Consider the following 25,557-nt stretch of genomic DNA (forward strand, 5'->3'; position numbering starts at 1 on the left):
GACTTTGATGCACCGCCGCACCGAAATTTCGGCCACGCGCGAAGCAACCACATACTAGTGCAAATCCGTCGAGCCTGTTTGCCTCAGGTGCCATATGACACGGCCGCCTTTGCCGCGTGCGCGCCACAAGAAAAAGCACCGCGAGCGGTGCTTTTTTCGTCCCACGGTAACGCTTTAGAAGCGGTGACGGATACCCGTCGTCACTACCACCTGGTTCTTGCTCGACGACGGTGCGTCGGTGCCGAACACTTGCGCGCCGACCGCGTTGCCGTCCGCGCCGATATGCGCGACGCCTTCGGCGTACAGGTCAGTGCGCCTGGACAGCGCGTAATCAACCTGCAGACCGAACTGGTTCCAGTGGCTCGACCCGTTCGACGTGCCAGGCGTGTGCTGCAACGCTTGCGTGTACGTGTACGCTGCGCCGAATGCGAGCGCCGGCGTCAGGTTATAGCGCGCGTTGACTTCATAGTTGTTGTAACGCACCGAGGCGTCGTTGTACACAAAGTCGAAACGGCTTTGCGTGTAGACCAGGCCGACTGTTGCCGGGCCAAATGCATAGCTGCCGCCAGCACCCCACGTGCGCTGCCGTTGACGTTCGCCCGCCACGCCGATATTCGGCGCGCCGTCCTGGATCGCACCGTTCGCATTGCCGCCAACACCCTGAGCCTGCAAGTAGCCAGCCGCCAGATTCAGGCCACCGTTCGAATAGCCCATGCCTGCACTGTAGGCGCGGTCGTTCGCGAACGCCCCTGCCTGGTTCGAGAAGCCATACAGACCGCTGAACGAGAAGCCGCCGTAATTCACACTCTGGTATTTCACCGAGTTGTTGATGCGCATCGACGCATTGGCGTTGTCGTTATCACCACGATGGGCGAAGTACGTGCCACCCCAACTGCCGGTCGCCGTCAGCGGACCGAGATAGTCGACCACGGAGTCGTACTGACGACCCAGCGTAACCGTACCGTAATCGCTCGATATACCCGCGAACGCCTGGCGGCCGAAGCTGCGATCACCCTGTGCAGCGGCGCCGTTGGCCACGTTGAAGCCGTTTTCCAACGTGAAGACTGCCGCATAACCGCCGCCGAGATCTTCGCGACCACGCAGGCCCCAACGGCTGCCAGACAGATTGCCACTCGTCAGGCCATATGCAGCGGCGTGCTTCGACGCATCGCTAGCCGACACTTCATTGTTCACATACGTGAAACCGGCATCGACGACGCCATACAGCGTCACGCTGCTTTGCGCATTGGCGGCGCTGGCGAACGTCGCGGAGACCGCCGCGAGAATCAGGATCTTTTTCATGTTGTTCCAAATAACGTGTGGTTATTGAGTTTTCGACTCGATTTTTTTTGTACAGCGCGATTGCAAGCTGGGGACGGGCTGCATCAAGAGCGTTCACCGCACACCAGCTTGATCTGCAGAGCGGAGTTTAGGTGCTCAACTTTCAGCGACACCACGCGCATTCGCACAAAAGATCTTTTGAATTATTCGAAAAATCAACGTAGAAATATCGCCGAGCCTTGAGCCGCAAGGCAGTCCATTTATCTCTTTTTATATTTAGCGATACTTATCTAATAAAAATGTTGCAGCTTCGCCACATCACGCCTTCGGAAGTCTCTTAATGCATATTCGGCCGGTTCTTGTGCCGGGTAGTTTTCGCGGCGATTATCATGCTCACCTCTTGCGTGCAGTGTTAGCGCTTTCCAGTCAAGCGCCCCTGCCGCACTCGGTGCGGATTCACCCCGCGCTCAATCGAACACAGGCAGTTCCATGTGCCCGGGCGTTCCCGCTCAAGTCCACTATCACCATGAACCAGTTGCAGGCCATGCGCGTCTTTCTGAAAGTCGCCGAAAACGGTTCTTTTGGGCGCGCGGCTGCGAGTCTGGATCTCTCCAATGCTGTGGTGACACGCTATGTCGCCCTACTCGAAACGCACCTCAATACGCGACTCGTCAACCGGACCACGCGCAGCCTGTCACTTACCGAAGCGGGGCACGCATATGCCGAGGGTTGTCGTCGGGTTCTCGAACAGATCGAGGTGATGGAGTCGGGCGTAGCGCGAAGCGCAACCGATCCGGCCGGTACGCTGAAACTCGTCGCCGCCGCATCGTTTTCATTGTTTGGACTGACACCGCTGTTGCAGCGGTATCGAACACATCATCCAAAGGTGAAGCTATCCGTCACGCTTCTTCATCGACCGGTGGATCTCGTCGAAGAAGGTTTCGATGTCGGAATCGTCGTGCGTGGGCAGGTCAGCACCGGCACCTTGATCAAGCGCCCACTGTACCGAGTGCGGTCAGTTGCCGTGGCATCGCCTGGCTATATCGACGTCAATGGGACACCGGCGGCACCCGCGGAGCTTAACGCCCATAAGTTTCTTGCCCCGTCCCTCGATATTCACGGCTCCGCCTGGACCTTCGTCACCGCGAGCGGACACGAGCAAACCGTGAGCCTCGATTCTACTTATGCGGTCAACAATGCCGTTATGCTGCGCCAAGCAGCGCTCGCCGACATGGGCATTACAGTTCTGCCGGAGAACCATGTTTCGGCAGACTTGATGAACGGCGTGCTCGTGCAGGTGCTGCCGACCTATCGAATCAAAGGCGCGGATAAGGAAGTCTCACTGGTGTATCCCGGGCGCCGACACGTGCCCGCCAAGACACGATCGTTTGTAGAATTTACTGTCGACTACTTCCGAAACAACGCTCTGTCGACGCTTTCATCGAGTTTTTCAAACAGTTAATTGCGCATTTCGCAATGAATCTTTTGCGTGAGCTCGGCTATGCTTTGCCTTGCGAGAAGTGACTCCTTCATCGAGGGATGTCTCCAAATCTTTAACGCGGCTTCGGCCGCGTTTTTTTCGTCCTCTCGATTCGTCGCTTGAATTCACTTTTGAGCGCAGCGCGCCAATCCGATCGCCCAAGCGAGGCGCTACAGTCCGGCCTCGCGCTGTACGAAGCAGCGTCATGCGAGCAATGCAGCTTGCTCCTCGATTCCATCCAGCATCGCATTGCACTTGCGCGCCAACTTCAGCCCATCACTACGCAAACGTTCGGGCGTCTTGACGGCGATGTCCCGCCGGTAGTCTTCCAACGCGTTGAGCAGCGGCGGATACTGCAGCACGCTCGCCGCCCCTGCCACACGATGATGCCACTCGCGCAGACGCTCGACTTCGACGTGCTCGAGTAGCGGCGGCAACGCCTGCACGTCTTCGCGCACCGAAGAAACGAACGAATCGAGCAGTGCCTTAACAGTCGATTCGCTCCCCCACAACTGCGTCATGTGACTCAAGTCGACCGGGACGAATGGCTCGGGGGTGTCGCGGGCATCCGGCCCGGAAGCCGGCGGCATACTGACAGATTCAGCGGGTGCCGCTTGCCATGCGCTGTCAGTGCCGAACCAACGACTCAGGTAGTCGCGCAGCGTAGCGAGCCGCGTCGGCTTGACCAGGCAGTCATCCATGCCCGCGTCACGGCATAGATTCAGGTCTTCAGGCGCAGTGTTTGCGGTAATACCCAGGATCGGCAGATGGTGTGCGCCGCCGTGCTCCTGTTCCCGGATGCGCCGCGCCAGCTCGTAGCCGGACAAGTTCGGCATGTGGCAGTCGGTGATCAGGCATCCATAGCTGGTTTGTTCGAGCGCGGCCAGTGCCTCGACGCCGTCGTTCGTCACGTCGCAGGCAAAACCCAGCAAGGCCAGTTGATGACGGATCAATTCCTGATTTACCGGATGATCTTCCGCAACCAGGATCAGCCGTCCGCTGGCGATTGCCCGCTCACGGTCTGGCGGCACGTTGGCGCCTTCGACCATGCGCGACATGCCGGTAGAACGCAGCGCCACCGAAGGTAGCCCCGTCATCGCCGCAGCGCACGCCGCGCCGAGGCCGCGCCACGAGATCGGGTTGATACTGACACGCACATTGTTGTCGAGGATGCGGTAGCCGGTCGGCTTCGGCTTCTCAGTCAGACATATGATCCGCGAACCGGACCCGACGCTTGCAGGCAGTACCACATCTTCGCTCACGAAAATCATTTCCACGCCCTCCAGAGCGGCCGGATCGCCGAGTTCAGCCGCATCAGGCGACACGCGGCGCAACTCGAGTCCAAGAGCCTCGCCGAAATGCATCAGCGCCTGCGCGACCCGTGTGTCACCCGTCGCCACAATGCCGCGCTTCCCACGTAAACCGCCTACGGAATAGCGGTGCGCTTCCACCGGCATGGTGAGACGCACTGTCATGCACGTACCAACCCCGGGCTCACTATGCAGTTCGAGCGTGCCGTTCATCAGGTCGATCAGCTTGCGGCAGATCGTCAGGCCCAGCCCGGTGCCACCGAAGCGGCGGGTGGTAGACGATTCCGCCTGCACGAACGGCTCGAACAGTCGCGCCTGCGCTTCCGGCGCGATGCCGATGCCGGTGTCCTTGACAGTCATCTCGAGCGTCTGAGCGTCGCCAGTCTGTTCGACAACCGCAACCAGCACGTCGACCTCGCCTTCCGGCGTAAATTTGATGGCATTGCCGAGCAGATTGAACAGAATTTGCCGCAATCGCACGCTGTCACCCCGTAGCGTTGCCGCAACTTCGGGCGCAATATCCACGCGTACCTTCAGGCCCTTTTCATGGGCGCGGCCCGCGAGCAAACCAACGGCGTTGTCGACCAGTTCGCGCATATCGATAGGTTCCGCTTCGATCGTCAGCCGGCCCGCATCAATTTTCGAGTAATCAAGGAGGTCGTCCAGAATCTGCAGAAGCGCTCCCGCCGACTCGTGGATCATGCTCAGCATTTCACCCTGATCCGCATTGAGCGGCGTGCGTTCCAGCACCTCGACAAGGCCGAGCACGCCGTTCATCGGCGTACGGATCTCGTGACTCATCATCGCAAGAAAATCGTCTTTGCCGCGCGAGGCCGCTTCGGCCACGTCACGCGCGCGCGCAAGTTCCGCGGACCGCGCATGCTCGGCGCTTGCGTCCACCCAATAGCCGCTCCACACAACGCTGCCATCCTTTTCGCGGCGCGGGACCACCTCCGCGCGCGCCCACCTGAGTTCACGCTCGACTTCGAAGCGAAATTCCATATTCACCGCCGTTTCGCAACGCGCCGATCGCTCCAGCTCGGCCAGCACGAGAGGCCTGTCTTCTTCGCACACGCGTCCGAAATCGATCTTTTCGCGGCCCATCAAGGAGGTATGGTCCCCCCCCAGCAGATGTCGTGTGTCGCCGCCGATATACGGAAACGAATACGCACCGTTTGCAGTGCGGCGCAATTGAAACACCACAGCCGGCAATGAGCGCGTGACGTCAAAAAGACGCCGCTCGGTTTCGCGCGCGAGCATTTCAGCACGCCGGATATCGGTAATATCGACCATCGTTCCTAGCACACAACTCGGCTTGCCGTCAGCGCTGTGAACGATGCGGGTCCAGAACAACCCATGGCGCAGGTCGCCTGTGCCGCGTTCAAACTGGAGTTCTGCCTGTGCGGGCTCACCGCCTATCAGCATCTCGCGTGTAAGTTCATCCAGAACGCGGCCGTTGGCTTCACCCCATGTCTGAACGTCCACGGCCGTGCGTCCTATCACTGCTTCGCGGCGCAAACCGCACGCTTCTTCGTACGCCCGGTTGATCGCGATATAGCGCCCATCCAGATCTTTAGCGACGAGCGGATAGGGCACCATCTCCATCATGGTTTCCTGAAAATTCAGCTGCAAAGCCAGTTCGCGTTCGGTCTGTTTACGCCGCCTGACTTCACGCTGCAGCAGCAGATATGCCCGCAACGTGACCAGCAATACGAGACCGATGCCGATCAGCAACGGCAGAAGCCGCACCGCGGTAACGCTCCATGTTCCCTGCTCGCCCGTGCTGCCGGTCACCCACTTCTGCCGGATGCGCTGCTTCTCGACCGGCGGCATAGCCAGCAACGCACGGTCGATCAAACCCGCGAGCGAGCTCAGATCAGGGCGCACCGCGAAGCCAATCGCATCGGATCCGCCAACCGTGCCAAGGATCTTGAGCACACCGGCGTACCGTTGCTTGAGCAGAATATCGACGGCGGCTACGTTGCCGACCAGTACGTCTGCCTGGCCGTTTTCGACCATCTTGAGAGCGTCATCCAGACTGGGCGCGACAGCGATATTGGCGACTGGGATTTTGTCGATCGCGAGGGAAATCGAGCCGGCAATATGCGACGAGACCACAATGCGTCGCGAGGCGAAATCGTTGAGTGCGCGTGCGGCTGGTTCGTCTTCACGTCCGACGATCACGAGCGGATAGCTTTCGTATGCACGGGTGTGCAGCGCGTTCTTCAGACGCGGATCGTTGCTGGAGGAGGTGGCCAGAATCGCCAGATCGCCATGCTGGAAAGCGTCAATCGTTGCAGGCCAGTCAGCCGTGTGGGCGCGGTTGAACACGACGCCCAGCGCACGGCTCAAGTAGTCCAGATATTCGGCGGTGATGCCAGCCGGATGGCCGGACTCGTCGACATAACTGAAAGGCGGCCAGCCGTTATCAAAACCCACCTGCAAGGGAGGCAACGAACTGAGCCAGGCCCGCTCTTCCGGTGTCAGCACGAGGCGCCGCGCTGCGGACGCTGCTTGCGCGTCGAAGCTGCCGGATAGCCAGCGCACGCGAATCGCCGTATCGTCGGCCGGATTCATTGAAGCGAGCGCGCGGTCGAGCTGGTCACGCAGCGCCACCCGGTCCCGCGGCACGGCAAAGCGCAAGTCGGCGATTCTGCCGCGTTCCTCGAAAGCGACTCGCAGTCCACGGAATTCTTCAGTGCCCAGTGCGTATTGAACCGCAGGCGTGAAGCCAAGATAGGCGTCGGCATCGCCTTGCGTGACTGCCTGCAGCGCCGCGTGTGTACTTGAGAAGGTTTCGAGCTGGGCGCGTGGAAAGCGCTCGCGCAAGGAGCGTTCCAGCGCAAATCCTTTCTCTATCGCGAGGCGTGCGCCGGCAAGTTGAGCGGCGCTCGCGTACACGTCGCCGTCGCGGCGGACCGCCACCGATGCGGACGCCCGAAAATACGGCGCGGTGAAGCTGAAGCAGCGTTCCCGCTCGGGCGTGCGAGCCATGCTCATGACCAGATCGACGTTGCCAGCGCAGGCCGCGGCCAGTAGTTGCGGCATGTCAGGAAACGCTTTCGACTCGATCATGACGTTCGGTCCGACGAGCGCGCGCAGATAGTCGGCGCTCAAGCCGGTCAGCTGACCGTCCTGAAGCCCGTCGAAAGGCATCCATCCGTTAGCTAGAACACCGACGGTCAATGTGGCAGGAAAGGCGCCCCCGACTGACGGATGCGATGGACCGGCGAACGGCTGGGCTGCCGCCGGCTGCATCTGCATCATGACGAACGCGAACACTACAAGCAGGCACTGGGATACGCGTCGCACCATCCGCCTTACCGCGACACCACGTTGGAGTTTCATAGAGGGCATCATGAAATGGCAGAGGGGGTGCTCACGCGACTTCGCTCTGCTTGTGGGCGAGCGACGCAGCCTGGCGGCCACAATTGCCCCGGAGAAATGAAAACAGCGCACCGGCGGCGACGCCGCCCAGCAATGGCGCCGCCCAGAACAGCCAGAGCTGGTCGAGTGCCCAGTCGCCGACGAACAACGCTTGACCGGTAGAGCGAGCGGGATTGATCGAGCCGTTGGTAACCGGAATCGACACCATGTACACGATCATCAGACACGCGCCGGCGACCACCGGTGCGATCAGCCTCAACCTTCGCCTGCAGGCCACCATCAGACTCGCCATGACGAAAGCGAACGACAGTGCAAGCTCGACAACCAGCGCAGAATGAAGTTGATAGTCGGCCGGAGAATGGTCGCCGAAACCGTTCGCCGCGAATTCGCTCGCGGTCAGTTCAAAGCCGGGGCGGCCGCTCGCCACGTAAGCAAGCATCGCCGCGGCTGCAATGGCCCCGAGCATCTGGGCGGCAATGTAAGGCAGCAGATCCCGAACCGGGAACCGTTGCGCGACCGTGAAGCCGATTGTGACAGCGGGGTTGAAATGTGCGCCGGAGATGGCGCCGAAAGCGTAGCTCGCCGTGACGAGCGCGAGGCCGAACGCGAGTGATACCTCGAGCACGCCGTAGCCTTGCTGGACCGCGCCGGTGTTCAATACAATGCTGCCGCAGCCGATGAACACCACCCAGGCCGTTCCGACCCCCTCGACCAATAACCGCTTGCCTAACGCTACCATTCTGCCTCCCAGTTTTTGTGCGAATGGCAGATGGCGCAGCACTCCAGCCGTTAAACATCTGCCTGAATTTTCCAGCCCCGTCACCGCCCCGCCTGGCGAAATGACTGCTTTCACCTGGCGGGCATTGGAAGTCGAGCCGCAGCTAATTCAGAACTATGAAACGGCAACGTCGCTCAACCAATCAGAAGACTCCTAAAGTCTTAAGAATCATCGAAGGTCGGGGGTCAGTTCTCTCACACGACTGTCAGGTCAACCCTATCTGTCTCGCGTAGTCGATGAGGTCGTTTTCTGTCTCGAGACCGAGCTTGCGCATCGCGCTACGCTTCTGTGTACTGATGGTCTTGCCGCTGCGTTGCAAACGTGTCGCGATCTCGTGGACTGCCAGACCTTGCACATAGAGCTGGAAGACCTCCCATTCGCGCGCGCTCAGCACGCCCGCGCGCGGCTGCGGCGGCGTGTCGGACGCGTCTATCGCGACGCGTGCCTGATCCGATAGATAAACACGGCCGCTCACTGCTGCCTCGATCGCTTCGATCAATGCCGTGGCGGTATCGCGCTTGTCAACTATTCCGGCCACACCGAGGTGCAACAACCCAGAAAGCATATGCGCATGGCAGATCATCGTCAGCACGACGACGCAGGGATGCGGCCGCGCCCGGAACAGGCGACGCAGGAAAGACACGACGTTGCTGGCACCGTCAATGCCCGGCATGCCGATATCCGACACGACAACGTCGCACGCATGGCTGTCGAGCAATTCGGCCAGCGTTTGGGTATCGTGCGCTTCGCCGACTATCTCGATGCGGGGCGCCGTTTGTAAAAGGCGCATCACACCAACGCGAACGCAGTCGTGATCGTCGGCCACGATGACGCGGATCTTTTGTGTCATTTTTTGTTGTCTTATCGACTGGCACTCCCTGCACGCGACGTGCATCCCCGGGATGTGCCAAGTGCATCTTCCGTTCGTCACGCCACCGGACCGGCGTGACGTCTCGCCGGCTCAGCGCCGGTTTTTCAGGCAATCTTCAGAGATCACGCCGTGCTCGACGGCGAAGCGGAACAGTTCCGCGTCGCTGTGCAAGGCGAGCTTGCGCATCGCAGTACATTTCTGCGCGCTAATTGTCTTGACACTGCGGCCGAAGCGCGTGGCAATCTCCGTTACACCAAGCCCGGAAGCGTATTGCGTGAACACCTCCAGCTCGCGGCGTGACAACATTTGCCGGACAAAATCGAGCCGCTGCGCGACCGTTGCGTCGGCAATCAGCGATCGCACAGCTGGCCCGAGATAGCACTCGCGAGCTAGCGCAGTGACGACTGCCACGTGAATCAGATCGATCCGGTCGCGTTTGCTAATTAGCCCATCGACACCGAGCGCGATGACCTTTCTCAGCGCGGCAGCTTCTGTTTCCATGGTAAGTACGACAAGTGCAACATCGGGATAGCGTGCCTTGAACTGCCTGACGGCTTCCAGTCCATCGCCGCAGAAGCCTCCTGGCATGTACAGGTCCATGAGAACGAGGTCACACGGAATACGATCGACTTCCTTGAAAAGTTCTGTGGCGTCGGCAGCACGGCCGACGATTTGCATGTTCGGATAGCCCACCATCAGATTTTCGATCGCCAGCAGAACTAGTGGATGATCGTCCGCGATGATGGTTCGAACAGGTGTGCCTAAGTCAGCGTTGTCGTTCATCGTCTATTTCTCCCCCGTACCCAGATTCCCTGTCGCTCTCTCCGGAGCAACTGGCCGTCCCGCGATCATTAAACATATTTCGGAAAATAAAAATAAGATCGCTCTGAAATGGCTCATGAACCTGTCCAGATAATTGATTAGCAATGCGTTTTAACTTTCATAAACTCCATGTGCACGGATATAAGCAAAGAGACCAGGATCGTTGGTGACGCCGAGTTTAGCCATTGCCTCGCGTTTTTGACGGCTGACGGTTCGGCGATGACATCCGAGCGTTACCGCGATCTCGGAGATCGAATGGCCACGTACCGACATTCTTATCACTTCCGCCTGTCTGCGGGACAAACATGAAACCAGCGGCAGATCGCACGCTTCGTCCCGGGGCTGGGCAAGCGCTTGGACGATGGAGCGGCCGACGTAGACCTCCCCCTTACAGGCCGCCTCGAACGCTTGCCAAAGCTCGTCCATTGCTTCCATTTTGCTGAGCGTGCTGACTACGCAATCTGACACGATGGCACGCAGAATCGCAGTGTTCGTCAGAGCTGTCATCACGACAATACGCAACAATGGCCAGCCAGATCGGATTCGTCTGACAAGATCCAGGCCGTCTTCAAGCACGCCGGATTCCTCCGGCATCGTCAGATCGGTGACGAGCACGTCGCACGGCGTGCTCTGTAACAGTTTGATCAAAGAAGTGGGCGTAGCCGCTTCGCCGACGATGATGACACCGGCATGCATTTCCAGCGCGGCCCGAACGCCAAGCAGAACGAAAGGATGATCGTCCGCCAGAATGACTCGAATATTCACTATGATTTCTCTCGGTTGTTGTAGGTGTATTCGGCGAACGCGCAGGGGAAACTCCACTCGCTTCACACTTGCTTTGATAACCTCCTGGCGTGGGATGCCGTGCCAAGGGCAGCAATAAAACCACCACTACAACCGGGCGAAAATCGGAGCGCTCCGAAACCTGCCGGTAATTTGATAGCCCATCGTTCAACTATCAAAGTAGGAATACATAATTATGCGAATCAAGTAAGCGAGAATTCTTCTCTCGATGTTTATTTCCGGCCGAGAAGCAATGAAGCGACGAGAGCGCGCTCCGCCGCTCCCGTCGCATGGAAAACAACGAATGGGACCGGTAGCATCACGCTGCAGGTCACCATCACCCCGTCACGTGGCATCGCAAGCGCGCACTGCCACCCGCTTGCTAGCGCGAGCCACCCGCGGAAACACCGGTAGTGCGATCAATGCACACACACTGGCCACTGCCCACACCATCGGCCACGAACCCAGCGACAACAACGGCGGAATCGCGAGCGGCGTCAGGAACAGCGAGAGAAAGACGCAGGTGTTGCCGATCGCGAGTGCGGTGCCGGCGCGGTTCGTCCCGGCGAGCGTCGCGAGTTCCGTGAAGGCAACGCCGTGCCATGCGGACGCGCTGATGCCGCCCAGCACGATCATCAACGCGAACACCGCCGTCATCGCCGCGTGGTGCGTGCCGGCCAGTCCCGTCACCAGGGCGAGCGATGCAAACAGCACCGCGGTCAGCACACTGCAGGCGCGCATGTAAGCGCGTCGATTGCCGCGCCGGTCGGTCCACGCACCGCTCCAGACCCGCGCAATCGCCGCGCCCGTTTGCACCGCCGCCATCGTCACACTGATTGTGAGCACACCCGCCCGGCTGAAATCGTGGAGGAAGACGGTCCCGAACGTCACGACGGCAAGCTGCGGCACGCATAATGCGCCGGCGCCGAGCGCCACACGCCATATACCGATATCGCGTAGCGGCGAAACCTTCACCGGCACCGCAGCCGCAGCGCCGGGAACCGTACCCGCACCATTCCCTTCGGCATGCGAAGGTTCGTTCAGCCAGCACCAGGCGAACACCGCCGTAGTCGCGCACGCAAGGGCCAGCACGGTGTACGCGCTGGCAAAGCCGAATTTCGACGCGAGCACCGGCAAGATCAGCGCTCCCAGGCCACCACCTGCCGGTACTGCGGTCTGCCGAATGCTCATCGCAAGGCCGCGCTCACCTTCGCGAAACCAGGCCATCACCGCGCGACCACTCGAACCGTTGACGCTGCCCCCGAGCAGGCCGACCAGCAACAGGCCGAGCGCGAGCGTCGCCACGCCCGGCACATGCGAGCCGGACGGCACCACGAACAATGCCAGCCCGGCTAGCGCCGCGGCAGTCGAAAGAAGCCCGAGCAGCAACACGCGACGGTCGCCCCAGCGGTCGGTCAGAAGTCCCCATGGCAACTCGCTCACCGCAATGCCCAAACCGAGCATGCCGAGCACCAGTCCCAACCCGTCGTTGCCGAGGTGATAACCCGAGCGCAAAAAAACGGCCGTGGTCGGAATCCCCGAGAAAGCGGCCGAAAAACTCGCGTTCGCCGCAAAGCCGACTCCGAGCACCTTCCACCGATGGCTTGCTGCCCGCGCACCCGATACCTGCACGGCAGCAACCGATTCGTTTCCCATGACAGCCTCTGCAATGAATGAATTGGAGGTATCCTACGGCTGGGCTAACCATCGGAAAAGCCGGAAATTCAGATGATATGCATCGAATATAACGAATCATGAGCCAACGCGGATTTGACCTCACACAACTGCGCACCTTCGTCGCCGTCGCCGAATCAGGCAGCGTCTCGGCGGGCGCGGAGCGCGTGTTCCTGTCGCAGTCGTCGGTGAGCGAGCAGTTGAAGAAGCTCGAGGAGCGCGCGGGCCAGCCGCTCTTCGTGCGCAGCAAGCAGGGGGTGGCCGCCACACCTGCTGGCAGCCGTCTGCTCGATCACGCGCGGCGCATCATCGCAATGAGCGAAGCGGCGTTCGAAGATCTGCAAGGTCGCTCGCTCGACGGCGAACTGCGCATCGCCATCACGGACTATTACCGCCCGCTCGACATCGCGCGCATTCTCAAGACGTTCTCGGAGCAGCACCCGCGTCTGAAACTGCATGTCACCGTGTTGCCGAGCGCCGTGATCGACAGCAGCGCCGGCGACGATGCGTCGTACGACATCGGCCTCTCGCTGCGACTCGTCACCGCGAACACACGCGCCACCAGCAGACGCGCCGGTGCGCAAAGCACGGTGGTGCGGCGCGAGAAACTGCTGTGGGTCTGCGCGGCCGACGTCAGTCCGCGGCCAGCTACGCCTTATCCGCTTGTATTGCTGCCGTCGAGTTGCCAGTTGCAGCGTTTCGTCGTGAAGCTCCTCGACGAACACAAGGTGCCGTATCTGGTGTCGCATTCGGCCTCCGGGGTGGCCGGACTGCAACTGGCGTTGAGGGCCGGGCTGGGCATTTCCTGCCTGAACGAATCGTCGATCGGCGGAGGCGTAGTGGCCTGTCCGCCGAGCGTCGGGTTGCCCGCACTGCCTGCCGTCGAGTTTCATCTGCTGCCGGGGCGAATCGGCGAAAGCGAACGCGTGAGTAATGCACGCACGGCCTTGATGCGTCTCTTCAGTTGACGCGCCGGGCCGTCGATGCGCGCGTTGCGACACATACGTCTCGACAAAAATGTAGCGAGTGCATCATTCGCATTCGACGATGCAGCCCGCATTAAAACCAGACACAGAATAAATATTGAAGGCGCTCTAATCGACGCCTATGCTGATCAAGTGCGTCACCGATTGGTCTATCAATTTTTATTGACGCATCGGACGAATTCCTGCAACCTGCTACACGTCTGGCAGCCGTATCAAGCGTTATTACAGCAGCCCGCAAGCCACCGCCCATCGGCGCGCTCAGGCAGATCATTGTTTTATAGAGCAATTGCATCGCTGAATCGATCGATACACTGCGCCTCCTTAGTAAGTCTGTTTCGATTTTCTGCCCATGCAGTCGTTATAAAAGAAGAATTAGCAGGCTTGTCGTGCATCGCTCATCGAATCCAGAAGTGAATTCACGAGCGAATGCGTGAAAAATAAAAAGCGAAGATAACCGTTCCCCCGGCGAGGCTTGGCGTGCATCGTAGAACTATCGTATTTTCGATCCTGTTGGCATTTTACGTCGTGTGGAGTGGCGTGGCGTTCGCAGCCACGGACGCATCAGGCGCGATGCCCTCGGCCATGGACGAGCGCGTGCGCGCCTGTACCTCGTGTCACGGCGTGCAGGGCCAAGGTCTGAACAACGACTACTTCCCGCGTATCGCCGGCAAACCGGCCGACTACCTGTTCAATCAGTTGACCGCGTTCCGTGACGGCGGCCGCACCTATCCGCCGATGGGGTATCTGCTCGCCTTTCTGCCCGACGATTATCTGCGCAAGATCAGTCAGTACTTCGCCGATCTGCAGCCGCCCTACCCCAATGCCGATCACACTGAAGTCGCACCGGCAGTGCTCGCAGCTGGTCAACGGCTCGTCACCCAAGGCGACCCGGCACGCAAGATCCCGGCGTGCATCGCATGTCATGGCGCACGGATGACGGGTACGCAACCTGGCATTCCGGGCCTGCTCGGCCTGCATGCGAGCTACATCGCCGGGCAGATGGGCACGTGGCGTTCGGGCACACGTCACGCGCTCGCACCGGACTGCATGCATTCGATCGCCGTCAAGCTGACTGACAAGGACATTACCGCGGTATCAAGCTGGCTCGCGCGCCAGCCGCGCCCTGCCGATCCACGGCCCGCGCCGGCGTCCGCCAGGCAGCTGCCTCTCGCATGCGGGAGCCAACCGCAATGAAGCCGACCCTCCGCCTGATCCGCCCTGTTTTGTATGCCATGGTGAAGCGCCATTGCGCCGCTGCGTCGCTCGTATCCGGCTTGCTGGTTGTCGGCCTGATCGTCGCCGGCAGCGCCGCGCATTCCAGCTCACCACATGCGCTGCTGATCGCTGAAGCAGGCGCCGCAGAAACCGCACCTGCTGCAACGACAACGACGCCAGCAACGACTACAACGGCGACTGGCGACAAAGCCGACACTCGCCCCGACATCGTCAAACGCGGCGAGTATCTTGCGCGCGCCGGCGACTGCGTCGCCTGCCATACCGCACCGCGCGGCAAGCTGTTCGCCGGCGGCCTCGCAATGGACACGCCGTTCGGCACGCTGTATTCGCCAAACATCACGCCGGACGCGCAATACGGCATCGGCACATGGAGCGAGGAAGCGTTCTTCAAGATGATGCGCACCGGTCGCACGCCGGACGGCACCATGCTCTATCCCGCGATGCCGATCGCCCAGTACACCAAGGTCACACGTGAAGATTCGAATGCGATCTTCGCGTATCTGAAGTCTGTAGCACCAGTACGCGAGCCCAACCACAAACACACGCTGCGCTTCCCGTTCAACCAGCGCAAGCTGCTATACGGCTGGCGCACGCTGTATTTCCGTGAAGGCGAGTTCCAGCCGGATCCGACCAAGTCGGTCGAATGGAATCGCGGTGCGTATCTGGTCGATGGGCTCGGGCACTGCACGATGTGCCACACCAAGATCAATATGCTTGGTGGTTCGTCGCAAAGCGAGCAGTTCGCCGGTGGTCTGATTCCGGTGCAAAACTGGTACGCGCCGTCGCTGACGTCCGATAAGGACGGCGGTCTCGGCGACTGGAGCATCAAGGACATCGTCGACCTGCTGCAGGCGGGCATTTCCGATCGCGGCGCCGTGTACGGGCCAATGGCTGAGGTCACCTATCACAGCCTTCAGTACATGACGGAAGATGACGTCAAGGCGATGGCGGTCTATCTCAAGACGTTGCCGGACAACCGCGGCCGCAAATCGGGACCGTCCGCGCCGACCAACACCAACGTGTTCGCGCTCGGCGAAAAGATCTACGCCGACAAGTGCGCGCTATGCCACGGGGCGAATGGCGAGGGCCAGTTGCAGCACTATCCGCCGCTCGCACGTAACCAGTCGATCGAAATGGACTCCGCAGTCAACCCGATCCGCATTGTGCTCAATGGCGGCTTCCCGCCCGGCACCATGCGCAATCCCGAGCCGTACGGCATGCCGCCCTTCGGTCAGGAGTTGAACGACACCGATGCCGCCGCCGTTGTCACTTATATCCGCACTGCGTGGGGCAACCACGGCAAACCGGTGACGGCCCGCGAGGTCAACGAGTTGCGCAAGGCGCCGCTGCATTGAACCTGAACCGCTGCACTGGAGAATCTCTAGATGGAAGCGAACGATACCCACAGCGTGGCCCCGCCGACGGATGAAGAAGTGGAACGCGTCGTCGCGGCCGGTCCGCATGGCGCGATCGCCGTGGCCGGCGTCGCCACGCTGATTGTCATGGCGATCTGGTTCGGCTTCTACTTTCTTGTCTTTCTGCCGCGCGGCATCATCCACTGACTATGTCGACTGACTCCAATCACCAACCCGGCAGCGGCCACGAAGTCGCCTTACGCGCCGAGCGCCGCTGGGCGATTTTCGCCACGGCGCTGATCGTGCTGATGCTCGCCGTGATCGTGTTCTCCGGGCTGCACTGGGCGATGATGCCGCCGTCGCGGGTCGAGACGATCGATCCGTCGCGCCTGCAACTGTCCGGCGAATTCGTCGAAGACAACCTCGGCAGCGCCGTCGAACCGGATGGCTCGGTAGTCGTGCGTTTCATCGCGCAGCAGTATTCGTTCACGCCGCAATGCCTGCTGGTCCCCGCCGACACACCGGTTACGATCCGCACGACCAGCGCCGATGTCGTGCACGGCCTGCTCGTGACCGACACCAACATCAACACGATGGTCGTGCCTGGTTACGTCTCCACGCTGAACACGCGCTTCGACAAAGCCGGTGATCACACCATGCCGTGTCACGAGTTCTGCGGCTTCGGCCACCAGACCATGTGGGCGCACGTCAAGGTCATCGACAAAGCCACGTTCTTCGAGCAAGCCCGACAATCACGGAGGCTCAGCTGTGTTTCACGCTAAGCGACTCGTTCTCGCGCATTTCTGGCTCGCCTTCATTGCGTTTCTGATCGCACTGCTGCTCGGTGCCTGGCAAATGTTGGTACGCAGCCCACTGGTGCCGTGGATCGGCGACCCCGAGCTTTACTATCGATCGGTGACCGCGCATGGCTCGGTGATGGCTTACGTGCTGCCTACCCTGGTTTCGATGGGCTTTGGCTACGCGATCGTCGAACTCGCGCTCACGCAGCGGCTCGTCGGTCTCAAATGGGCGTGGGCCGCATTCATCATGCTGGCGGTCGGCGCGGTGATGGCGATGGTCCCGGTCGCGCTCGGCAAGGCCTCCGTGCTCTACACCTTTTATCCACCGATGATCGGCAGTCCGTTCTATTACCTCGGCGTGGTGCTGGTGGTGGTCGGCTCGTGGATCTGGGTCGCGCTGATGCACGTGAATCTGCGTGTCTGGCGGCGCGCCAATCCTGGCAAGCCCATACCGCTCGCGATGTTCGCCAACGTGGCGGGCGCCTATCTGTGGGCCTGGACCGCGATCGGCGCGGCGCTCGAAATCCTGTTCCAGATACTGCCCGTTGCCTTCGGTCTAACCAACACGATCGATGCGGGTCTTTCCCGCATCCTGTTTTCGTGGACGCTGCATGCGATCGTCTACTTCTGGCTGATTCCGGCTTACATCGCGTACTACACGCTGGTGCCGCGCGCGATCGGCGGACGGCTCTATAGCGATTCGATGGCGCGTGTGTCGTTCATTCTGTTCCTCGTGTTCGCGATGCCGATCGGCATTCACCATCTGTTCGCGGATCCACAGGTCGGATCGGGCTTCAAGTTCCTGCATGCGGTGTTCACGGGCATGGTGTCAGTGCCGACGTTGCTGACGGTGTTCACCATCTGCGCATCAGTGGAGATCGCTGGCAGGTTGCGCGGCGGCAAGGGCGCGTTCGGCTGGCTCACCGCACTGCCATGGCAAAACCCGATGATGCTGGTGATTGCGTTTTCGTTCGTGATGCTGGGTCTTGGCGGTGCGGGCGGCCTGATCAACATGAGCTACCAGTTGAACTCCACCGTGCACAACACGCAGTGGGTGACCGGGCATTTCCATCTGATTTTCGGCGGTGCGATCGTCATCATGTACTTCGCGATCGCGTACGAACTGTGGCCACAACTGACCGGCCGCGCGATTGCGTCGATGAAGCTGGTGCGTGCGCAACTCTGGCTATGGTTCATCGGCATGATGGTGACGACGCTGCCGTGGCACTACGTCGGCTTGCTCGGCGCGCCGCGCCGCATGGCGTATTACGACTACAACATGCCGGGGATGGAATCGCAGGCGTTCTGGGTGGGCATGTCGGCGGTGGGCGGACTGATCCTGGTGGGATCCGGCGTGCTGTTCATCTACATCCTCGCGAAGTCGCAATTCGGGCCGCAGGTACAGCAACAGAGTTTCCGCTTCGCTAGCGCGGTGCAACCGGTGGAGCACGTGCCTGCCGCGCTCAACAGTTTCGGCTTGTGGGTGGCGTTGATGATCGGGCTGACGGTTGTCAACTACAGTGTGCCGATCGTTCAGTTGCTCAGATTGCCGCAGACGTCGGTGCCGGCAGTTGTCGTCGGAGCACAGCGATGAGTCAGGAACGCGTATTCAGCTTGCGCAACCCGTGGTTCACGGTGAGCCTTGGCGGCACGATAGCGATTGCTGTTGTGGCGATATTGATCGGCTTCGTCTGGTTGCCATCGGCGAATAGCGGATTCAGCGAGCGTGGCTTATGGGCGACGATTTGCAGCGCCGCGGGCGCGCCGTCGAGCTGGTATGGGGGTGCCAACATTTCCGGTCCAGCGCCGAGCGAGGTCGTGGTTCTGCCGCCTTTGCGGCGGGTACGAGGCGACGCGAATTCGATTGGCCGCGGTGCGACGATCGCGACGCAGAATTGCTCGATGTGTCATGGCGTGCTGGGCACGGTGCAGGTGACGGCGCCAGCGTTGGCCGGGCAATATGCCGACGTGGTCTACAAAGAGTTGCGCGACTATCAGAACGGTGTGCGGCAGAACGCGGTGATGCAGCCGATCATTGCGGCTCGCAGCGATCAGGATTTGCATGATCTGGCGGCTTATTATGTTTCACTGCCGAGAGCGCCCGCGGCTGAGGTTTTGCCTACTGGCGTTGGACCGGATGCGAATGCCGTGAAGCTTGCCATGCAGGGTGATCCGCAGCGGAATATTGCGCCTTGTGCTGCTTGTCATGGGCAATTGGATCGTAAAGGGGCGGCGCCCTGGCTTGGGGGGCAGTCGTCAATTTATCTCGCTGCGCAGATGCGGGCGTTTACTTCCGGTGCCCGGCATAACGATATCAATGAGCAGATGCGGAATGTGGCGCGACAGATGACTTCGGCGGAGATTGATAGCGTGGCTAAGTATTACGCTGCTATGCAGTAGTGGGTTGTTTGCCTGCGCGGCGCTTTTGTCTGTACGCCTGCGGCGTTGGCCTTTCCTTGTTATTGGTTTATTAGCATCGCCCCTGTGGGCGGGCACTTACTAATGAGATGGTCAGCCTGACCGAAACGGCCCATAGGCTTACGCTTACTGGGCCGTTTCTTTTTTTCGAGGAGGCCATCATGGCAGACGCAAAGTTGATCGGTATCGATCTCTTTGCCGCCGCAAAGAGAATGTATGGTCAGCCTGGTTTCTGCAACCTCGATTTGTGACTAGGATAAAAGGGCTTGCGCAAATGTAAGTGCCTGCCCCGCACAGGGGCGACGCTAATAGACCAATAACAAAACAAGGAAAGGCCAACACCGTAAGGACACAGCCAAAAAGCGCCGCGCAGGCAAACAAACCAGTCAAAGCCCAACGCCGCAGGCGCACAGACAAACAAGCGCCGCGAAGGCAAAAAAACATCAACCCGCGACAAGCCCACCCAGATCTCTCATCGCCGGCGCAGCCGCAGCCCCACCTCGCCGACCTGCAAGAGAAGAATCCCCGCTTCCCGTCTGAAACACAGCCACCGCCGAAGTCAATCTGCGAGCCTGCTCCTCAAGCGAACCAGCCGCCGCAGCAGCCTGCTCAACCAGCGCGGCATTCTGCTGCGTCACCTCATCCATCTGCGCGACAGCCAGATTCACCTGATCGATCCCGGTACTCTGCTCAAGCGCCGCCGCCGCGATCTCACCCATAATCGAACTCACGCGAGAAATTGCCTCGACAATCTCGGTCATCGTCGAACCCGAACGTTCCACCAGCTGCGAGCCTGCCTGCACCCGCGCCGTCGAGGCGTCGATCAACCCTTTGATCTCCTTGGCCGCCGCCGCGCTTCGCTGTGCCAACGACCGCACTTCGCTCGCCACCACCGCAAAGCCACGACCCTGCTCGCCCGCGCGCGCCGCCTCGACCGCAGCGTTCAGCGCCAGAATATTGGTCTGGAAAGCAATTCCTTCTATCACGCCGACAATGTCGGCAATCCGCCGCGAGTCGCCGACGATGCCATGCATCGTGCCCACCACCTGCTCCGTCAGGTCGCCACCCTGTGCCGCCAGGCTCGATGCGCCCTGCGCCAGCGAGCTCGCCTGCTTCGCGTTGTCCGCCGTCTGCTTGACTGTCGAGGTCAGCTCCTCGATGCTCGCCGCCGTTTCTTCGAGCGATGCGGCCTGTTCCTCGGTACGTTGCGACAGATCGGTATTGCCCGCCGCAATCTCGCTCACGCCCGTATCGATGGATTCCGTGCCGTGACGCACGGCGTTCACCGTCTCGATCAGCGAGTTCTGCATCTTGCGCAATGCCTCAGCCAAACGGCCCATTTCGTTATTGCTCGTGACGTCGATCTGGCTGGTCAGATCGCCATTGGCTATCCGCTGAAACTGCGCAATGGTTGCGTCGACCGGATTGACAATTGCACGCACCATGATCGCCCGCCCGATCAAGGAGCCCAGCAGCGACAGCGCCATACCGATCGCCACCGCGACGCTGATCGCGTAGAACAGATCCTGCGCATCCTGATAGCGCTGGGCGCCATGATCGAGTTGCAATTGCTCGAGCGTGAGCATGGCCTTTTCGTACGCGCTGTAGAGCGACGGCAGCTTGTGCGCCTGCAACTGTTCGAATGCGGTCTTGTCGCCAGACTTGAGCGCGGCCAGTGCCGGATCAATGCCCTCGTGCAGGAAGGTGTCGCGCTTGTCCTGCATGTCCTTGATCAGGCGCTGTTCGTCGGCATCCGCGCTCGCGCGGCTCACATAGTGGGCAAGGCGATCATTCGATGACTTCTGGTACTGGTCGAAGCGCTTGAGCACCGCGTTCGCGCCGTCCTGATCGTTCAGGTCGACCAACGATGCGTAGGTCGCGAGAGCCAGACGCAGACGCAGCAGTTGTCCGGCACTGCCTTCGAGGTCGGCGACTGCGGGCGTGTCCACGGTGTACATCTGCTGCAGCGACGCGTTGCTCGAACGCAACGACAGCAGTCCGGCGGCGGCGCCGAACAGCAGCACTGCGCCGAAGAACATGATCATCAGGGTAAGGCTGGTTCGAATCGACAGATTTTTCAGCATCGGGCTTGTCTCCATTGGGCTGCCTGACCGACTGTTCAGAAATTAGCCTCGGCCACGCGTGCTGCGCCCAAGCCCATCGGCCAGGTCCGCAACCCTTGTTTAAAAATTAAGCGAACGCCACACAGATGGTCTACGGCGGGATTACAGAAAACTTTATGGTTGATGGCGCATACGTTTGCGATACATCAACATCCGAGCGGAGGTCAGCGGCGCTCGCGCAAGTTCATTTGCGGGACTACCCGGGTGGTCGATGGGCGGCGGTTGGTAGAAAGTGACGAAGCACACGTCTCCGGAGCATTTCTATGTCAGAAATCGGCTCGGCTCTGCTGGTTTTCGCTTTATTGCTTGTCGGAACCGGCTTGGGCGTGTGGACGCGGCCTTTGCTGCCTGAGGAGCACAAGGCGCACGAAACCGTGCAACTCATCCAACTGGTAATCGGCATGCTGGTGACGTTTGCCGCCTTGGTGCTCGGATTGATGACGGCATCCGCGAAATCCAGTTTCGATACCGAGTCGAATGATTTGCGCACTTTTGCGGCTGATCTGATCGAGTTCGACACGACCTTGCGGGAATACGGCGGCGATACCAATGAGGCCCGGCACCTGCTGCGCGTGTACACGGCGGCGGCGATTGCGTCGACATGGCCCGGCGAGTCCGCTCCAGCCGGTGATTATCCGAGGGACATCGGATCGCAGGACAACTCGCAGAAGCTGGAGAACGTGCGGCTCGGCGATATGCTGACCGCGGTGGGCAGGCAGTTGCGGCAATTGCAGGCGCACGATCCGTTACAACAGCGCGCGCTCGATGATGCGTTGACGCAATATCGGCGAGCTGTAGATGCTCGATGGAAGATCATTGAGGAAGCGCACAGCTCAATTTCCCAGCCTTTCTTCATGACGCTGACGTTCTGGTTGTGCGTGATTTTTCTCAGCTTTGGATTGATCGCACCGCGCAACGCGTTGGCGTTGGTCACCATCTCGCTTGGGGCAGTGTCGATTGCTTCTGCGATCTATGTGATCGTCGACCTGGATACGCCGTTTACCGGGCCGATTGTCGTTTCCAGTTTGCCGATGAGAGATGCGTTGGAGCACCTCAGCCGGTGATGGTTCTTCGCCTTTAGGTGCAGAAAGCAAAAAAACCGCTCGAAAGCGGGGTTCTGGCTACTAACTCGGCGACAGCCGGGTTAAAAAGGTTGCCGAAAATCAGGCTCACAACGCAAAGATGTGGGTAGAGGCTGTGACGACGACCAAGAGGCGACATCAAGCAAAAACGTTTCGGTTTTGCATGGTTGGAAGCCCGGGTCTGCCGACTCAGCCACTTCAAAAGAGTCCCATACCTTCTATGGCTTATATGTCCAAGAGACTGTTCAAATGAAGAGGATGTTAAAGACATATTTAACGAACGGCTTTATATGCTACGTGCCTTCTAAAATTTAGCACCGCGTGCAGCTCGAGGACGATGGGCTGCAAGCAATTTCGAGGCGCTGCCCTTTGTGGACTGGGGCCACCTTTGCCTGCAGGCAAGCAGGTACGAACCCTCGTTGACTTTGTGCAGCCCCTCCCGTAATGTGAAATTAGCCGCTGTGAAGAACGTCGCTCCTGCGGCTGCCTGTCGAGCTGGCAGCATGCCGGCATCCTGACCTTCGAACTTTCTCTATTTCTTCATTCGCTCTGTTAGCCATGGAAAGCAATCGCGCGCCCAGTCAAACGGATGAGCTCGGCCGCAGGCCGGTCCGCGCTGCAGATTATGCGGCCGAAAACCGTGCGCTTGTGGCGCTCGCTCGAGCCCAAGCCGGCCCGCGCCCCGACTTCCTCCAGGCCATCGCCGATACGGCTCTGTCCCTTTGCCATGCTGGTAGCGCTGGTATCAGTCTCGTCGAGGGACCTGACGACAATCGGGTCTTCAGGTGGCTCGCAGTTGCCGGGCTCTGCGCTGGCCTGCGCGGCCATACGACCGCATGGAACGAGTGCCCGTGCGCCGTGACCCTGGAGGCGGGGACACCGCAACTATTCGTCAACCCGCAGGCTCAGTTCCCTTGTCTTGCGTTTCCGGGAGTCGACGTAGCGGAAGGAATAGTCGTTCCAATCAAGGCTGGGAATGCAGAGCTAGGGGCGATATGGGTGATGTCACACACGGAGGATTGCAGATTTGACCTCGAAGACATCAGATTGCTCTCAAACCTCGCCGTTTTCGCCGGCTCGGCGTTGACCATCGTCAATGCGCGCGACAGCGGTGAAGAGAGCGACCGGCGGCACAACGAATTCATCGCGATGCTCAGCCACGAATTGCGAAATCCAATGGCGCCAATCGATGGCGCCATAAGTGCAGCAAAGCGACTTTGCGCCGAAGACGAAAGAGCCGTCGAAGTGCTGACTATCGCGCAACGCCAGATGCGGCATCTGCGCACGCTGGTCGATGACCTGCTCGACGCCGCCCGTCTGAAACATGGCAAGCTCGCTATCAAGCACAGCGACACGTCACTCACTGACATTGTGTTTGATGCCGTAACAGCTATCAGACATCACGTCGCATCCCGCAGGCACACGCTCACAATCACTGGGCTGGACGAGCCGATCTCCGTGCGCGCTGACCATGTCCGTCTGAGCCAGGTGCTGGGCAACCTCCTTTCGAACGCAGCGAAATACACACCTGTCGGAGGCACCATCGAACTCAACGTCCGCGTCGAGCCAAACAACTCGCGCGAAGACGCACCCGGACTGATTGTCATTGACGTTACTGACAATGGCATGGGCATCGATAGTGCGGTCCAGCCGCACGTCTTCGAGTTATTCGCGCAGTCTGCCCGCGGCCAGGCGCGTTCCGAAGGAGGCTTGGGAATAGGTCTGGCGGTGGCAAAGCGGATGGTCGAGCTTCACCATGGAACCATCTCAATCAAGAGTGAAGGCTCGGGCAAAGGCACAGTTGTGACACTCCGTTTGCCGATACTCCGGACGACGGTGGACACAGTCGTAGGCGCCCCCAGCGCGACCGCTGCGGCTCCCGAGCCGGCGCGTCTCCTGCTCGTTGACGACAATCAGGATGCGCTCAAGGCGCTGAGCGTTCTGCTCGAGCTCGAAGGTCACGAAGTAACCGTGTCGGACAACGGGCGCGATGCTGTACGGCTGATGTCTGAAACGCACCCTGAGGTTGCAATCATCGACGTGGGGATGCCGGAAATGGATGGTTTCGACGTCGCACGAACTGTTCGCCTGAATCGCGGATTCGACGAGGTCGTACTCGTGGCGCTTACAGGCTATGCATCAGAATCCGACAAATCCAGGGCATTGGCGGCCGGTTTCGATTTTCATCTGACCAAACCCCTTTCGCTGGATAAGCTCCAGTACATCCTGGCGAATCGTGCCGACGGCAAGTTGAGGGGCATTGTCTAAGTCCCGGCCATCAACGGCTGCACCCTCAAGCCTACCCCTTGTCTTCGGACATTGCTTCGGGCATTGCTTCGGACATTGAAATGCTGCTGCTCCGGACGGACAATAAGGAAGTGCTTCGAGTTCTTACCGTCGAGCCACTGAGGGTGTGGCCCTCGACCGGTCCATGTCGGTTCCGTCTCCGGGTTCAGGTATCTGGCCGGGGCCGGAGACCCACCACGCTTTCGTCCGACGAGCTCGCTTGGCTTGATGCCGTACTCTCGCATCTGCGCGCGAATCTCTGCTATCGCTCCACTTCGCTCGATACGCCGGACACGTTCCATTTCGCAAGCGAGTTCGGCAAGTTGCTTTACAAGCTTTGTATAAGTGTTCTTTTCCATCGGTTATTGGAAGCAGCGGTAGCTCAGTGTTGCATCGTCCGTGACGCTTCTTCGAATGCGACGGCCGTGGCCGCGTGAAGTCGCTGCAACGCGTCGCGCACTGCGTGCAGCTCGTCTCTGACGCCGATAGTACCGGCAGCGTCAATCATGTCGACACATGCGGCCATAGCCCGCGAACAACCTTCATCAATTGCCCGGCCCGCTTGATAACGTTCAGCGGCCGACTGGTCATCGCCTTTTTCCAATGAACAGCCCCGATTTTTAAGTGACGTTGGCCCCGGCATCCGCAGCTGTCTCTGGCGTCCGTCCGGACAAAAGCAACGCGATCGTCAGAACGCAGAAACCTGCTCCCGCGTAGAACGTGGCAGTTGCACCCAGACGGTCCCACAAGGCACCGGCGATAACACTGGACACAAGCGTAACGATACCGCCGAGCAGGTTGAAGAAACCGAACGCGGTACCGCGCAGTTGCGCAGGCGCGGTGTGAGCAACCATCGTGGCCAGCAACCCCTGCGTCATCCCCATA

General features: G+C 60.1%; 20 protein-coding genes. 10 read left to right on the forward strand and 10 right to left on the reverse strand.

The features are described 5' to 3' along the window. Nucleotides 1–174: 174 nt before the first annotated feature. On the reverse strand, nucleotides 175–1,302 hold the full coding sequence (locus tag VFE81_RS07075; RefSeq protein ID WP_325043911.1) for a porin: 1,128 nt from the start codon (nucleotides 1,300–1,302) through the stop codon (nucleotides 175–177). Between the two features lie 505 nt (nucleotides 1,303–1,807). Here VFE81_RS07075 and VFE81_RS07080 point away from each other — a divergent pair. After that, nucleotides 1,808–2,743: a LysR family transcriptional regulator gene (locus tag VFE81_RS07080; protein WP_325043912.1), complete on the forward strand. Its 936-nt coding sequence runs from the start codon at nucleotides 1,808–1,810 to the stop codon at nucleotides 2,741–2,743. A 221-nt stretch (nucleotides 2,744–2,964) separates the two neighbouring features. On the opposite strand, the gene VFE81_RS07085 is transcribed toward VFE81_RS07080, so the two are convergent. From VFE81_RS07085 to VFE81_RS07110, 6 genes are all read right to left on the reverse strand, one after another. Continuing rightward, the gene (locus tag VFE81_RS07085; protein ID WP_414695560.1) at nucleotides 2,965–7,335 is read right to left on the reverse strand and encodes an ATP-binding protein; all 4,371 of its coding nucleotides are present in this window, start codon (nucleotides 7,333–7,335) and stop codon (nucleotides 2,965–2,967) included. Nucleotides 7,336–7,450: 115 nt separating this feature from the next. Beyond that, the gene (aqpZ, locus tag VFE81_RS07090; protein ID WP_325043913.1) at nucleotides 7,451–8,197 is read right to left on the reverse strand and encodes an aquaporin Z; all 747 of its coding nucleotides are present in this window, start codon (nucleotides 8,195–8,197) and stop codon (nucleotides 7,451–7,453) included. A gap of 244 nt (nucleotides 8,198–8,441) precedes the next feature. Next, complete coding sequence (locus VFE81_RS07095) at nucleotides 8,442–9,086, reverse strand: response regulator transcription factor (protein ID WP_325043914.1); 645 nt, start codon at nucleotides 9,084–9,086, stop codon at nucleotides 8,442–8,444. A gap of 111 nt (nucleotides 9,087–9,197) precedes the next feature. Further along, entirely contained in the window at nucleotides 9,198–9,890 is a 693-nt protein-coding gene (locus VFE81_RS07100; protein WP_325043915.1) for a response regulator transcription factor, read from the reverse strand. A gap of 150 nt (nucleotides 9,891–10,040) precedes the next feature. Continuing rightward, a complete protein-coding gene (locus VFE81_RS07105; RefSeq protein WP_325043916.1) occupies nucleotides 10,041–10,694 on the reverse strand; it encodes a response regulator transcription factor in 654 nt (217 codons plus the stop codon). 363 nt (nucleotides 10,695–11,057) lie between these two features. After that, on the reverse strand, nucleotides 11,058–12,368 hold the full coding sequence (locus VFE81_RS07110; RefSeq protein WP_325043917.1) for an MFS transporter: 1,311 nt from the start codon (nucleotides 12,366–12,368) through the stop codon (nucleotides 11,058–11,060). Nucleotides 12,369–12,466: 98 nt separating this feature from the next. Here VFE81_RS07110 and VFE81_RS07115 point away from each other — a divergent pair, with 98 nt between their 5' ends. From VFE81_RS07115 to VFE81_RS07145, 7 genes are all read left to right on the forward strand, one after another. Beyond that, nucleotides 12,467–13,354, forward strand: coding sequence for a LysR family transcriptional regulator (locus VFE81_RS07115; protein WP_325043918.1), 888 nt, complete (start codon nucleotides 12,467–12,469; stop codon nucleotides 13,352–13,354). Nucleotides 13,355–13,849: 495 nt separating this feature from the next. Continuing rightward, the gene (locus VFE81_RS07120; protein ID WP_325043919.1) at nucleotides 13,850–14,566 is read left to right on the forward strand and encodes a c-type cytochrome; all 717 of its coding nucleotides are present in this window, start codon (nucleotides 13,850–13,852) and stop codon (nucleotides 14,564–14,566) included. After that, nucleotides 14,563–15,963 (forward strand): c-type cytochrome, encoded by a 1,401-nt coding sequence (locus VFE81_RS07125; RefSeq protein ID WP_414695559.1) that lies wholly within the window; start codon nucleotides 14,563–14,565, stop codon nucleotides 15,961–15,963. Before VFE81_RS07120 ends, VFE81_RS07125 begins: the two co-directional genes overlap by 4 nt. A gap of 30 nt (nucleotides 15,964–15,993) precedes the next feature. Beyond that, nucleotides 15,994–16,170, forward strand: coding sequence for a hypothetical protein (locus VFE81_RS07130; RefSeq protein ID WP_325043920.1), 177 nt, complete (start codon nucleotides 15,994–15,996; stop codon nucleotides 16,168–16,170). A gap of 2 nt (nucleotides 16,171–16,172) precedes the next feature. Then, on the forward strand, nucleotides 16,173–16,745 hold the full coding sequence (locus VFE81_RS07135; protein WP_325043921.1) for a cytochrome C oxidase subunit II: 573 nt from the start codon (nucleotides 16,173–16,175) through the stop codon (nucleotides 16,743–16,745). Next, the gene (locus VFE81_RS07140) at nucleotides 16,732–18,357 is read left to right on the forward strand and encodes a b(o/a)3-type cytochrome-c oxidase subunit 1 (protein ID WP_325043922.1); all 1,626 of its coding nucleotides are present in this window, start codon (nucleotides 16,732–16,734) and stop codon (nucleotides 18,355–18,357) included. Before VFE81_RS07135 ends, VFE81_RS07140 begins: the two co-directional genes overlap by 14 nt. Next, on the forward strand, nucleotides 18,354–19,163 hold the full coding sequence (locus tag VFE81_RS07145; RefSeq protein WP_325043923.1) for a c-type cytochrome: 810 nt from the start codon (nucleotides 18,354–18,356) through the stop codon (nucleotides 19,161–19,163). Before VFE81_RS07140 ends, VFE81_RS07145 begins: the two co-directional genes overlap by 4 nt. A 461-nt stretch (nucleotides 19,164–19,624) precedes the next feature. Here VFE81_RS07145 and VFE81_RS07150 read toward each other — a convergent pair whose 3' ends face one another. Continuing rightward, the gene (locus tag VFE81_RS07150; RefSeq protein ID WP_325043924.1) at nucleotides 19,625–21,265 is read right to left on the reverse strand and encodes a methyl-accepting chemotaxis protein; all 1,641 of its coding nucleotides are present in this window, start codon (nucleotides 21,263–21,265) and stop codon (nucleotides 19,625–19,627) included. Between the two features lie 302 nt (nucleotides 21,266–21,567). Between VFE81_RS07150 and VFE81_RS07155 the strand changes: the two genes are divergently transcribed. Beyond that, nucleotides 21,568–22,368: a hypothetical protein gene (locus VFE81_RS07155; protein ID WP_325043925.1), complete on the forward strand. Its 801-nt coding sequence runs from the start codon at nucleotides 21,568–21,570 to the stop codon at nucleotides 22,366–22,368. Nucleotides 22,369–22,944: 576 nt separating this feature from the next. Beyond that, nucleotides 22,945–24,654, forward strand: a complete 1,710-nt coding sequence (locus tag VFE81_RS07160; RefSeq protein WP_325043926.1) for an ATP-binding protein — start codon at nucleotides 22,945–22,947, stop codon at nucleotides 24,652–24,654. Here the strand turns inward: VFE81_RS07160 and VFE81_RS07165 are convergent. Beyond that, on the reverse strand, nucleotides 24,651–25,031 hold the full coding sequence (locus VFE81_RS07165) for an H-NS histone family protein (protein WP_325043927.1): 381 nt from the start codon (nucleotides 25,029–25,031) through the stop codon (nucleotides 24,651–24,653). The two genes, VFE81_RS07160 and VFE81_RS07165, sit on opposite strands and share 4 nt — an antisense overlap. A 261-nt stretch (nucleotides 25,032–25,292) precedes the next feature. Next, on the reverse strand, nucleotides 25,293–25,557 hold a 265-nt coding region (locus tag VFE81_RS07170), incomplete at its 5' end, for an MFS transporter (RefSeq protein WP_325043928.1).

Origin of the sequence: Paraburkholderia sp. (assembly GCF_035656215.1) — a bacterium.
In the GTDB taxonomy this organism is placed as follows: domain Bacteria; phylum Pseudomonadota; class Gammaproteobacteria; order Burkholderiales; family Burkholderiaceae; genus Paraburkholderia.